Genomic DNA, 13,368 nt, shown 5'->3' with positions numbered 1-13,368 from the left:
TTGAGTGGCGGAGTCTTGCATGTCGGCGTGGCGCACTATCAGTTTGTGGATGGATCAACTCGACGAGCCATTGTTGGCGCGTCCGCCGTTGGAACAGGATCTGGACGTCGACGTCGCCATCATAGGCGCGGGGTACACCGGGCTCTGGACCGCGTACTACCTCAAACGCCAGGCACCCGACCTGAGCATTGCCATCGTTGAAGCGCAAACCGCCGGTTTTGGCGCCTCGGGGCGTAACGGCGGCTGGCTGATGGGCAATGTGCTGGGCGAAGACCGCTTACTCGCCGACTTGCCGCCCGAACAGCGCCGGGCTTCTTTCGATTTGCTGCACGGCATTCCGGATGAAGTCGGTAGGGTCCTCGAGCGTGAAGACATCGACTGCGACTACCGCAAAGGCGGGGCGCTGTATTGCGCTGCCCGCTATCCGGAACAGGAAGCGAGCCTTCGGCACTATCTCGACACGCTCTATAGCCAGGGATTGACCGAAAGCGATTACCGCTGGCTCAGCCCCGAGCAGTTGGCGCAACAGATCAGAGTCGCCAAACCTTATGGCGGTATCTATGCACCGCACGTCGCGACCATTCACCCGGCAAAGTTGGTGCGAGGTCTGGCTCGGGTGGTGGAGAAAATGGGCGTCAGGATTTACGAGAACAGCCCGGTCACCCAGTGGCAATCGGGTGGTCTGCGCACGGCGCAAGCCTCGGCTCGCAGTCGTTGGATCGTGCCGGCGGTCGAAGGTTACTCGGTCACCTTGCCACCGTTGGGGCGCTATCAGCTGCCGGTGCAAAGCTTGATAGTCGCCACCGAGCCATTATCCGCTGCTACGTGGGATGAAATCGGCCTGAGTCGCGGCCAGGCCTTCAGCGAAAGCAGCCGCCAAGTCACTTACGGTCAGCGCACGGCTGACAACCGGTTGGTGTTCGGCGCGCGGGGCGGTTATCAGTTCGCTGCCAGGTTGCGCCATGACTTCGACTTGACCACCAGCGAAGTGGAGCTGCGGCGTTATCTGTTTGGCGAACTCTTCCCGCAGCTCAAGAACGTGCGGATTACCCATGCCTGGGGCGGAAATCTGGGGATGTCCAGGCGTTTCAAGCCGCACATGCTGTGCGATCAGGCAAGCGGCATCGCCTTGTCGGGTGGCTATGGCGGGGAGGGCGTCGGTGCCAGCAACCTGGGTGGCCGGACTCTGGCCGACCTGATTCTGCAGCGCGACACCGAGCTGGTTCGCCAGCCGTGGGTCATCCAGGGAGGGCTCGATGCGCTCCGGGCCTGGGAGCCGGAGCCCTGCCGCTGGCTCGGCTACAACGCAATCATCCGCAGCTTCGCCCACGAAGACCAGACCCTGGCCAACCCGGCCACCGCACCATGGCGTCGCAAACTGGCCACCGGTATTGCCGGCTTCATGGAAGGTTTCATGCAGTAAACGGCGCGCTCTTCATCTATAGGCTCAATCGACAGGTACTCCCATGAGCATCACGCAATTCAAGAACACCGCAACCTTGAAGCTGGAAGAGTCGAATCCTGTCGCCGTGCCGCTGGGTATGCCCGTGGCGGTGGCCTCGACCACCAGTGTCGAGCGCGACGATGGCGTCGAAACCGGTGTCTGGGAATGCACGCCCGGCCGCTGGCGGCGGCAGATCGTCGCCCAGGAGTTCTGTCACTTCATCCAGGGGCGATGCACGTTTACCCCGGATGACGGTGAAACTCTGCACATAGAAGCCGGCGATGCACTGATGTTGCCAGCCAACAGCCTCGGTATCTGGGATATCCAGGAAACCGTGCGCAAGACCTACGTTTTGATTTTTTGATCCTCTGATTGCCTGCCAGCTCTCCAATAAAAAGAAGACAAACCAAACAGGAATCGACTCATGATCCGAAAGACACTGATTCTGGCCCCACTTGCGCTCATCGCGACCCTTGGCCACGCGGCCGAGACCGTCAAGATCTACAACTGGTCGGAATACATCGCCCCGGACACCACCAAAAACTTCCAGAAAGATACCGGTATCGCGTTCAGTTATGACGTCTTCGACAGCAATGAAACCCTCGACGGCAAATTGATGACCGGCAAATCCGGCTACGATGTGGTCTTCCCGTCCAACCACTTCATGGCGCGGCAGATTCAAGGCGTGGCGCTGAAGAAGCTCGACAAGAGCCAACTGCCGAACTGGAAAAACCTCAACCCTGCGTTGCTCAAGGCCTTGCAAACCAATGACCCAGGCAACGAGCACGGCTTCCCGTACCTCTGGGGCAGCACCGGCATCGGTTACAACATCGCCAAGGTCAAGGCCGTGTTGGGTGATAACGCGCCAGTGGACTCCTGGGACCTGATTTTCAAACCCGAGAACATGAAAAAGCTACAGAAGTGCGGCGTGGCCATCCTCGACAACGGCCCCGAACTGTTGCCGGCGGCACTGAACTACCTGGGCCTGCCGCATCACAGCAAGAACCCGGAAGACTACAAAAAGGCTGAAGCGCTGCTGATGAAAATCCGCCCGTATGTCAGCTATTTCCACTCGTCCAAGTACACCAGCGACCTGGCCAACGGCGACATCTGCGTGGCCGTCGGCTTCTCTGGTGACATTCTGCAAGCTGAAAACCGCGCGAAAGAAGCCAAGAACGGCATCGACATCGGCTATTCGATTCCCAAGGAAGGCGCCGCCATCTGGTTCGACATGGTTGCCATGCCCGTAGACGCCCCGGATGAAAAAGCCGGCTACGCCTTCATGAACTACCTGCTGCGTCCGGACGTCATGGCCAGCATCAGCAACTACGTGCACTACGCCAACGGTAACGAGCAGGCCGACAGCCTGATCGACCCGGCGATCAAGAATGACACCAAGGTCTACCCGACCCCGGACATGATGGGGAAATTGTTCGCACTGGAGGCGATGCCGCTGAACATCGACCGGGTTCGTACGCGGGTGTGGAACAAGATTCGTACCGGGAGTTGAGGCTTCATATTTTGTAGATGCCTGTTTATACAAATGCGGGTCAGCGACGCGTTGGTCGTTTCTCTGAGTCCGGACGTATCTATCTGCTAACGGCTGTCGTTGACCAACGGCAGCCGTTTTTTGTTGATTGGCGATTGGGGCGGTTGGTCGTTTCAGCAATTGCGTCAGGCAGAAGTGGAAGGCAGGGCCGATTTTTTGACGTGGGTTGTGATGCCCGATCACGGGTTCATGATTATCCGCTGAGGGATGCGTGTTGATTGTGAGTATCTGACGACTGTGTCCGACTGCGCAGCAGTCGCCAAAATCTAAAACCCAACAAATCTCCAACTGATATCAATGCACTGGCACTCATATTAATAACTCACACAAAGTGAGACCCCATCGACAAAAATAAACTTACCGCTATTTAATAATTAAATAGCAAATCGTCAGACAATTTTCGCAAGCCTCCATCTAACAAACAATATTTCGACAGCGCAGGCCTTGTTTCCGGGTACTTGCAGGAACAACTCAATTTGACGTCAAAAAAGTAGTGGACGTTTGATTTCAAATTGTGTCAGTTTTCTTTCGCCTTCATTGGGCGAGTGATAGGACGATCTCGCCAGAGATTGTCGCTGTCTGACAAAAAACTGTTCCATAGCTAAACAAGGAAGTGTGTTTATGTCGAAAGTAAAAGACAACGCTATTGGTACCGCCGAACAGGCGTTCCAGCCACTGCAAGCATTGGCTGCATCCAGTTCTGCATTCAACCAGATCAATAGCTTCAGCCATCAGTATGATCGGGGCGGTAACCTTACGGTCAATGGCAAACCCTCCTTCTCCGTCGACCAGGCAGCTACCCAGTTGCTGCGCGATGGCGCTGCCTACCAGGACAAGGACGGCAGCGGCAAAATCGAACTCACCTACACGTTCCTGACCTCGGCGTCGTCGAGCACCATGAACAAGCACGGGATCACCGGGTTCAGCCAGTTCAGCGCTCAGCAAAAAGGCCAGGCTGTGCTTGCCATGCAATCCTGGGCCGATGTGGCCAATGTAACGTTCACCGACAAGGCGACGGGCGGCGACGGTCACATGACCTTCGGCAACTACAGCGGCGGTCAGGATGGCGCAGCGGCCTTCGCCTATCTGCCTGGCACCGGCGCGGGTTATGACGGTACTTCCTGGTACCTGACCAACAGCAGCTACACGCCAAACAAAACGCCGGACCTGAACAATTACGGCCGGCAAACCTTGACTCACGAAATCGGTCACACCCTGGGCCTGGCCCATCCTGGCGACTACAACGCCGGCGAGGGCGCTCCGACCTACAACGACGCGTCCTACGGGCAAGACACCCGCGGTTACAGCGTCATGAGCTACTGGAGTGAAAGCAATACCAGCCAGAACTTCAGCAAGGGCGGCGTCGAAGCCTATTCGTCCGGTCCGCTGATGGACGATATCGCGGCCATCCAAAAACTCTACGGTGCCAACACCACCACCCGGACCGGCGACACCACTTACGGATTCAACTCCAACGCCGGGCGCGACTTTCTGAGCGCGACTTCGTCGTCGGACAAGGTTGTGTTTTCGGTATGGGATGCGGGCGGCAAGGACACCCTGGACTTCTCCGGTTTCACCCAGAACCAGAAAATCAACCTCAATGAGGCCTCGTTCTCCGACGTTGGCGGCCTGGTGGGTAACGTGTCCATCGCCAAGGGCGTCACCGTCGAGAACGCTATCGGCGGTTCAGGTAACGACCTGCTGATCGGCAATAGCGTGTCCAACGAACTGAAGGGCGGTGCCGGCAACGACATCCTCTTCGGCGCGGGCGGTGCGGACAAACTGTGGGGTGGCGCCGGTTCGGATACCTTCGTGTTCGCGGCCAGCAGCGATTCCAAACCCGGTGCTGTCGACCAGATCCTCGATTTTGTCAGCGGCCTGGACAAGATCGACCTGATCGGTATCACCAACGGCGCGGGCCTGCATTTCGTCAACTCGTTCACCGGTGCGGCAGGCGATGCGGTGTTGACCTCTTCGGGTGGCAACAGCCTGTTGTCGGTGGACTTCTCCGGGCATGGCGTGGCTGATTTCCTGGTCAGCACCGTGGGCCAGGCGGCTTACTCCGACATCGCTGCGTAATGTGAGGTGACAAGGAGGGCGGCGCAGACGCGCTGCTCTCTGCCCCTTGAAATGAGTAAAGCGCCTAATGATCCATAACGGCTTCACCTACAGAACAACCGCGTGGCTATTGGCGACGTTCATGATGTTTATTGGAGATTTAGCCTTGGCGAGCAGCCTGAAATTAGCAGACCCCTCGGAACTGGCCGGCAAATGGCAGGCGACCTTGAACACCGCGCAAGATGCCCCTGAGTCCCAAGCGTTGCAGGACAAGCCGTCGAACGCCTGCATTATCGACTTTCAACAAAAGCAGACCTTGGGTGATGGCGCCGAGTGTCTCAGCGCCTGGCTGGACGAGCCGGCCGTTGGCTGGTTCCCGGAACCCGACGGCATTTCGATTACCGGCAAAGAAGGCTCAAGAATTGTGTTCTTCAGCCGACAGCATGAGGGGCTATACAAAAGCACTTTGAAGTCAGGTCTGATCATTACGCTCCAGCGCACTGTGCTGAAGTGAAAAATACCAGGCCTCTATCAGAGGCCGAATATAAAGCCCGTAATTGTAGTTATAAGCAAAACATGAATAACCGGACTTTTTGCCGAGCCTGAATAGTTGTTATTAATGTGTAAGCGATAACTGGTAAAGAATGTCTCGACCCGTGTGCGGACAGTTAATTGGAACCTCGCCAGGAATGGCGAGAGATATCATCTCAGGAAAAACCAATGAAGATGGCGAAGGCCCCAGCCACCGCACCGCTAATCAAGGCACTGGGCGACTATAAAAGCATTCTGATCAGCGTCGGTTGTTTTACCGCATTGATCAACATACTGATGTTGGTACCCTCTATTTATATGCTCCAGGTCTACGACCGGGTGCTGTCATCGCAAAACGAAACCACCTTGGCCATGTTGTCGTTGATGGTGGTCGGGTTCTTTGCCTTTATTGGCTTGCTGGAGATTGTCCGCAGCTTCATTGTCATCCGCATCGGCAGCCAGCTGGAGCGACGTTTCAATTTACGGGTCTATCAGGCGGCGTTCGAGCGCAACCTGTTCAAAGGCGAGGGCAATGCTGGCCAGTCCCTCGGAGATCTGACCCATATTCGCCAATTTGTCACCGGCCCTGCGCTGTTTGCCTTCTTCGACGCGCCGTGGTTTCCGGTGTACCTGTTCGTGATCTATCTGTTCAACGTCTGGCTCGGCGTGTTGGCCACAGCCGGAGCGGTGTTGCTGATCGGTCTGGCCTGCCTCAATGAAGCCATGACCAGGAAACCCCTGGGCGAAGCCGCAGGGTATTCCCAGAAATCCAGCCAACTGGCCACCAGTCACCTGCACAACGCCGAAACCATTCAGGCCATGGGCATGCTCGGGTCGTTGCGTACACGTTGGTTCCAGGTCCATTCACGTTTCCTCGGCTTGCAGAACCAGGCCAGCGATACCGGTGCCGTCATCAGCTCTCTGAGCAAAACCCTGCGCCTGTGCCTGCAATCGTTGGTGCTGGGGCTGGGTGCATTGCTGGTGATCAAGGGTGATATGACGGCCGGGATGATGATCGCCGGTTCCATTCTGATGGGCCGCGTCCTGAGCCCCATCGATCAGTTGATCGCGGTATGGAAACAGTGGAGCGGCGCCAAACTCGCTTACCGTCGTCTTGATTCGTTGCTGCAAGCCTTTCCACCGACTGACGAAGCCATGGCGCTGCCGGCGCCGAAAGGCCAGATCGCGTTCGAGCAGGTCAGCGCCGCGCCGCCGGGGCAACGGGCAGCTACGTTGCACCTGGTCAATTTCAGCCTCGATGCCGGGGAAGTGCTGGGCGTACTCGGCGCCTCCGGTTCTGGCAAATCGACATTGGCCCGGGTGCTCGTTGGCGTCTGGCCGACGCTGGGCGGTACGGTGCGGCTCGACGGCGCGGACATTCATCGCTGGAACCGCGACGATCTCGGTCCCTACATCGGTTATCTGCCGCAAGACATCGAGCTGTTCAGCGGCAGCATCGCCGAAAACATCGCCCGGTTCAGCGAGGCGGACCCGCAAAAAGTCGTTGCAGCCGCGCAGCAGGCCGGCGTTCACGAACTGATTCTGCGCATGCCGCAAGGCTACGACACCGTGCTCGGCGAGGACGGCAGCGGCTTGTCCGGGGGGCAGAAGCAGCGTGTGGCACTGGCCCGCGCCCTGTATGGCAACCCGCGCCTGGTGGTGCTGGACGAACCGAATTCCAACCTCGACACCGTGGGCGAAGCAGCATTGGCCAGCGCCATTGCGCAAATGAAAGCCCAAGGCACCAGCGTGATTCTGGTCACCCATCGCTCCTCGGCGCTGGCCCAGGCCGACAAGTTGCTGGTGCTCAACGAAGGACGCTTGCAAGCCTTCGGTCCGAGCCAGGAGGTGCTGAAAGCGCTTTCCGGCGCCCAGGAACAGCAACGGGAAAAACCCGCGCAAGCACCGGGCGGGCTCAGCATGAGCCGGCAGTATCAGCCCTCGACAAGGAATTCGGGCGTATGAGCAACATCAGCGAAGCCACCATGGAACACGACTACATCGCAGAACGCCCTGAGCGCGACGCGCGTTTCTTCGTCCGCATGGGCTGGATTCTGGCGATCGTCGGCGCCGGCAGTTTCTTCACCTGGGCCAGTCTCGCGCCTCTTGACCAAGGCATTCCCGTGCAAGGCACGGTCGTGGTGTCGGGCAAGCGCAAAGCCGTGCAATCGATGAGCAGTGGGGTGGTCAGCCAGATTCTGGTGCGCGAGGGTCAAGTGGTGAAGCAGGGCCAGCCCTTGTTCCAGCTCGACCAGACGCAAGTCGCTGCTGACGTGCAATCGCTGCAAGCGCAATACCGCATGGCCTGGGCCAGTCTGGCGCGGTGGCAGAGTGAACGGGACAACCTCAAGCAAGTGAGTTTCCCCGCTGAACTGAGCAACAATCCTGACCCGCGCCTGGCCTTGGTGCTGGAAGGTCAACGGCAGTTGTTCAGCAGCCGCCGTGAAGCGCTTTCCCGCGAACAGGCTGCCTTGCGCGCCAGCATCGAAGGCGCCAGCGCACAACTGGCTGGCATGCGCCGCGCCCGCACGGATTTGACTGCCCAGGCCAGCTCTCTGCAACAACAGCTGAGCAACCTTCAGCCCCTGGCGGATAACGGCTACATCCCGCGCAATCGTTTGATGGAGTACCAGCGTCAGCTGTCGCAAGTTCAGCAACAACTGGCGGAAAACACCGGCGACAGCGGCCGTGTGGAGCAGGGCATCCTCGAATCGCGGTTGAAACTGCAACAGCACATCGAGGAATACCAGAAAGAGGTCCGCACCCAACTGGCCGACGCGCAATTGAAAAGCGTGACGCTGGAAGAGCAACTGACCTCCGCCGGGTTCGATCTGCAACACAGCGAGATCATCGCCACGGCCGACGGCATTGCGGTCAACCTCGGGGTTCACACCGTGGGCGCGGTGGTGCGTCAGGGCGAAACCCTGCTGGAGATCGTGCCTCAGGGGGCGAGTCTGGAGGTGGAAGGGCACCTGCCGGTCAACCTGGTCGACAAGGTCGGCACGCACTTGCCGGTGGACATCTTGTTCACGGCGTTCAACCAGAGCCGCACGCCGCGCGTGCCCGGCGAAGTCAGCCTGATCTCCGCCGACCAGATGATCGACGAGAAAACCGGTGCGCCCTATTACGTACTGCGCAGCAGCGTCAGCGATCAGGCCATGGAAAAACTCAACGGTCTGGTGATCAAGCCTGGCATGCCGGCGGAAATGTTCGTGCGCACCGGTGAACGTTCACTCCTCAACTATTTGTTCAAACCGCTGCTCGACCGGGCAGGTTCCGCGTTGACTGAGGAATAAGGATGTTCCGCTGTATGAATAAGCTTTCCATGCTCGCAGCGACCCTGGCGTTGCTGACCTGCAACAGTGTGCTGGCGATGGGACCGTTCGACATCTACGAACAAGCATTGCGCAATGATCCGGTGTTTCTCGGCGCCATCAAGGAACGCGATGCCGGCCTTGAAAACCGCGTCATTGGCCGCGCCGGGCTGTTGCCCAGGATCGGTTACAACTACAACAAGGGGCGCAACTCCTCCAAGGCTACCGCCCTCAATGAGCGCGGGCAGAACCGCACCGATGACCGCAACTACAGCAGTTACGGCTCGACCCTGACCCTGCAACAACCGCTGCTCGACTACGAGGCTTACGCGTCGTACCGCAAAGGCGTGGCGCAATCGCTGTTTGCCGACGAAGCCTTTCGCGGCAAGAGCCAGGAATTGCTGGTTCGGGTGCTGGAGAATTACACCCACGCGCTGTTCGCTCAGGATCAGATCGACATCGCGCAGGCCAAGAAAAAGGCTTTCGAGCAACAGTTCCAGCAGAACGAACACATGTTCCGACAGGGCGAGGGCACGCGTACCGACATCCTTGAGGCCGAGTCCCGCTATGAACTGGCAACGGCCGAGGAAATCGAAGCCCGTGATGAGCAGGACGCGTCGTTACGAGAGCTGGGCGCGCTGATTGGCGTGCCGGCGATCGACATCGGGGATTTGGCGCCGCTGGATCAGAGTTTCCAGACGTTCACCCTGCAGCCGGCCAATTACGACACCTGGCACGAGATGGCCGTGGCCAACAACCCGAATCTGGCTTCGCAGCGTCATGCCGTGGAAGTCGCGCGTTATGAAGTCGAACGCAACCGCGCCGGACACCTGCCCAAAGTCAGCGCCTACGCCTCGGTGCGCCAGAACGAGTCGGAAAGCGGCAACACCTACAACCAGCGTTACGACACCAACACCATCGGCATCGAAGTCAACGTGCCGCTGTACGCCGGCGGCGGGGTGTCCGCATCGACCCGTCAGGCCAGCCGCACCATGGAGCAGGCCGAGTACGAACTGGATGGCAAGACCCGGGAAACCCTGATCGAGCTGCGTCGGCAGTTCAGCGCCTGCCTGTCGGGCGTGAACAAGTTGCGGGCTTATCAGAAAGCCCTGAAGTCTGCCGAAGCGCTGGTGGTTTCGACCAAGCAAAGCATCTTGGGCGGTGAGCGCGTCAACCTCGATGCGCTGAACGCCGAACAACAACTATTTACCACCCGCCGCGATCTGGCACAGGCACGCTACGACTACTTGATGGCCTGGACCAAGTTGCATTACTACGCCGGGACGTTGAATGAGCAGGATTTGGCCAAGGTTGACGAGGCGTTCGGCCAAGGCCCAAGAACCCAATAGATGCCCCAGAAAAACAAAAAAACGAGAAGTGAACATGGACGTACAGATCAAGCCGATGTCGGTCGGCACGCTATTACTCCTGGTGTCAGCAATGCCCGTGCAAGCCGCTTACCTGGAAACCGGCGTGCCCGGCGATGCCGCCAGTTGGCGCTCGGCGGAGTTCCAGCGCGACTGGGGACTCGCCCGCATGCAAGCCGATCAAGCCTACGCCGCCGGCATCACTGGCAAAGGCGTGAAAATCGGCGAGCTCGATTCAGGCTTCGATGCTGCCCATCCCGAATTCGCCACCGACCGTTACCACGCAGTGACAGCCAGCGGCAGTTACGTTGACGGCTCCCGGTTCAATGTCGACGGCACACTCAACGCCAACAACGATTCCCACGGCACGCACGTCGCCGGCACCATCGGCGCTTCCCGCGATGGTTCGGGCATGCACGGCGTGGCCTACAACGCGCAGATTTACGTTGGCAACACCAACAAGAACGACAGCTTCCTGTTCGGCCCCAATCCTGATCCACGCTACTTCAAAGCGGTCTATAACGCGTTGGCGGATGCCGGTGTGCGAGCGATCAACAACAGCTGGGGCAGCCAGCCACCGGATGTCAGCTATCGGACCCTCGACGATCTGCATGCGGCCTACGCCCAGCACTGGAACAAAGGCACCTGGCTCGATGAAGCCGCAGACGTTTCCCGACGCGGCGTGATCAACGTGTTCAGCGCCGGTAACAGCGGTTACCCCAACGCCAGCGTGCGCTCAGCCTTGCCCTATTTTGAGCCGGACCTGGAAGGCCACTGGCTGGCCGTGTCGGGGCTGGATCAAAGCAACCAACAGAAATACAACCAGTGCGGGATCGCCAAGTATTGGTGCATCACCACCCCCGGCGCGAAGATCGACAGCACCATTCCCGGCGCAGGCTATGCGATCAAGTCCGGCACCTCCATGTCCGCGCCGCATGCCACCGGTGCTCTGGCGCTGGTGATGGAACGCTATCCGTACATGACCAACCAGCAGGCGCTGGAAACCCTGCTGACCACCGCCACCCAACTCGACGGTTCGACCACCGAAGCGCCGAATACCCGCGTCGGCTGGGGCGTTGCCAACCTCGAACGGGCGATGCGCGGGCCGGGGCAATTGCTCGGACGTTTCGATGCCAATCTGGGGGCAGGGCAGAGCGATGTCTGGAGCAACGACATCACCGACAAGGCGCTGATCCAGCGTCAGAGTGAAGACGCGGCGGAACACAGTGCCTGGCAACAGACACTGAAGACCAAAGGTTGGGAGAACGGTGTACCGGTCGGTGCCAGCCAGCAGGATCAGACCGACTATGCGGTGGGCATGGCACGCGATCTCGCCGCCTCCACTCGGGTCTACGAAGGCAGCCTGATCAAGTCCGGTGCCGGACGCCTGATGCTGACCGGCAACAGCACTTATCGCGGGCCGACCACGGTGAATGGCGGTCTGCTGTCGGTCAACGGTTTGCTGGCATCGCAAGTGACCGTCAATGACAGCGGCACGCTGGGTGGGTCGGGACGCGTCGGCTCACTGACCGCCAACCGCGGCGCTACGGTTGCGCCCGGCAATTCCATTGGCACCTTGCAGGTCATCGGCGACGTCACGTTTGCGCCGGGCTCGACTTACGCGGTGGAGCTATCGCCGACCGATAGCGACCGGATCGTCGCGGGCGGCACGGCCATGGTCAGCGGCGCGACCGTCAGCCTGTCACTGGAAAATAGCCCGACCTTGCTCAGCACTCAACAAGTGCAAAGCCTGCTCGGTCATCAGTACAACATCCTCCAAGCGGCCGGCGGCGTTCAAGGTCAGTTCGGCGCGGTGCTGCCCAACTACCTGTTCATCGGCGGCAGCCTCGATTACGCCGCCACCGGTATTCAATTGAGTATCGAGCGCAACGACACGACCTTCGCCAGCGTTGGCCAAACGCCGAACCAGCGCGCCGTAGCCTCCGCCGTTGAAGGGCTTGGGGCGGGCAATCCGGTTTACGAAAGCCTGCTGCTGTCGCCCACCGCGACGTCCGCACAACAGGCGTTCCAGCAGTTGTCGGGGGAAATTTATCCGGCGCTGGGCTCGGTACTGATCAACGACAGCCGCTACCTGCGTGATGCTGTGGGCGAACGACTGGCAGATGCCCAAGGCGCGCACAGCAACGGATGGATCAAGGCGCTGGGCGCCTGGGGCAAGACCGATGAGCGCCATGACACCGCCGGCTACACCACCTCGATTGGCGGCTTGCTCGCCGGTGTCGACGGGGCGCTCGATGAGCAAACCCGGATCGGTCTGGTCACCGGCTATAGCGACAGCTCGGTGAGCATGGGCTCTGGCACTCACTCATCGGCCAAGGTCGACAGCTATCACCTGGGTGCTTATGCGGGCCGCGAGTCAGGTGCCTGGCGTCTGAGTGCCGGCGGCGCCTACAGCTGGCATCGCGCCGACGTCAAACGTGACCTGCAATACGGCGACGTCAGCGCCAAACAGAAAGCCAAGGTCGATGCCGGGACCACCCAAGTGTTTGGTGAAGCGGCGTATCGCCTGAACCTGCAAGCGCTGGCGCTCGAACCTTTCGCGAATCTGGCTTACGTGCACCTCGACACCGAAGGTTTCACCGAGAAAGGTGACGCCGCCGCACTGAAGAGCAGTGGCGACACGCGTGACGCGATGCTCAGCACGTTGGGCGTGCGCGCATTGAAAACCGTGAACCTGTCCGGCCAGCAGAAACTGGACCTGAGCGGCAGCCTCGGCTGGCAGCACAACCTGAGCCATACCGATTCTGAAGAGCACCTGGCGTTTGCCGGCGGCAGCACAGCGTTTTCCGTGGAGAGTTCGCCAATGGTGCGTGATGCGGCGCTGCTGGGCGCCCATGCCAGCCTGGCCCTGAGCCGGGACATCCGCTTGAACCTCGATTACACCGGCCAACTGGCCAGCCGCGAGAAAAGCCATGGCGTAGGGCTCAGCCTCAATTGGCAGTTTTAACCCGAACCCTGTAGCAGCTGCCGAAGGCTGCGTCCGGCTGCGTAGCAGTCGCAAAATCAGGCACTGCGGTCCGTCAGATACACCGTGCATGCAGGGTTTACGACTGCTGCGCAGCCGGACGCAGGCTGCGCCAGCTG

At 59.6% G+C, this 13,368-nt stretch carries 9 protein-coding genes and 1 pseudogene; all 10 read left to right on the top strand.

Annotation, left to right across the window (positions count from 1 at the left end; genetic code table 11):
- Nucleotides 1-19: 19 nt before the first annotated feature.
- The 10 genes and pseudogenes from FQ187_RS00875 to FQ187_RS00830 all read left to right on the top strand — a co-directional run bounded on the left by FQ187_RS00875 (nt 20) and on the right by FQ187_RS00830 (nt 13,231).
- A complete protein-coding gene (locus FQ187_RS00875; protein ID WP_149628048.1) occupies nt 20-1,423 on the top strand; it encodes an FAD-binding oxidoreductase in 1,404 nt (467 codons plus the stop codon).
- A gap of 43 nt (nt 1,424-1,466) precedes the next feature.
- A complete protein-coding gene (locus FQ187_RS00870; protein ID WP_056743722.1) occupies nt 1,467-1,808 on the top strand; it encodes a cupin domain-containing protein in 342 nt (113 codons plus the stop codon).
- 60 nt (nt 1,809-1,868) lie between these two features.
- Nucleotides 1,869-2,954, top strand: a complete 1,086-nt coding sequence (locus FQ187_RS00865) for a polyamine ABC transporter substrate-binding protein (protein ID WP_149628047.1) — start codon at nt 1,869-1,871, stop codon at nt 2,952-2,954.
- A 17-nt stretch (nt 2,955-2,971) separates the two neighbouring features.
- Nucleotides 2,972-3,176 (top strand): annotated as a pseudogene (locus tag FQ187_RS30205) (transposase); the annotation flags it as partial.
- 438 nt (nt 3,177-3,614) lie between these two features.
- A complete protein-coding gene (locus FQ187_RS00855; RefSeq protein WP_149628046.1) occupies nt 3,615-5,072 on the top strand; it encodes a serralysin family metalloprotease in 1,458 nt (485 codons plus the stop codon).
- Between the two features lie 67 nt (nt 5,073-5,139).
- The gene (locus FQ187_RS00850) at nt 5,140-5,565 is read left to right on the top strand and encodes an AprI/Inh family metalloprotease inhibitor (protein ID WP_149628045.1); all 426 of its coding nucleotides are present in this window, start codon (nt 5,140-5,142) and stop codon (nt 5,563-5,565) included.
- 206 nt (nt 5,566-5,771) lie between these two features.
- Nucleotides 5,772-7,547: a type I secretion system permease/ATPase gene (locus FQ187_RS00845; RefSeq protein ID WP_149628044.1), complete on the top strand. Its 1,776-nt coding sequence runs from the start codon at nt 5,772-5,774 to the stop codon at nt 7,545-7,547.
- Nucleotides 7,544-8,878, top strand: coding sequence for an HlyD family type I secretion periplasmic adaptor subunit (locus tag FQ187_RS00840; RefSeq protein WP_149628043.1), 1,335 nt, complete (start codon nt 7,544-7,546; stop codon nt 8,876-8,878). Before FQ187_RS00845 ends, FQ187_RS00840 begins: the two co-directional genes overlap by 4 nt.
- A gap of 2 nt (nt 8,879-8,880) precedes the next feature.
- The gene (locus FQ187_RS00835) at nt 8,881-10,245 is read left to right on the top strand and encodes a TolC family outer membrane protein (protein WP_149628042.1); all 1,365 of its coding nucleotides are present in this window, start codon (nt 8,881-8,883) and stop codon (nt 10,243-10,245) included.
- Between the two features lie 34 nt (nt 10,246-10,279).
- On the top strand, nt 10,280-13,231 hold the full coding sequence (locus tag FQ187_RS00830) for an autotransporter serine protease (protein ID WP_149628041.1): 2,952 nt from the start codon (nt 10,280-10,282) through the stop codon (nt 13,229-13,231).
- Nucleotides 13,232-13,368: the final 137 nt, after the last annotated feature.

This window comes from Pseudomonas sp. ANT_J28 (genome assembly GCF_008370005.1).
Lineage (GTDB): Bacteria > Pseudomonadota > Gammaproteobacteria > Pseudomonadales > Pseudomonadaceae > Aquipseudomonas > Aquipseudomonas frigoris.
This window is presented reverse-complemented; position numbering and strand designations above follow the sequence as displayed.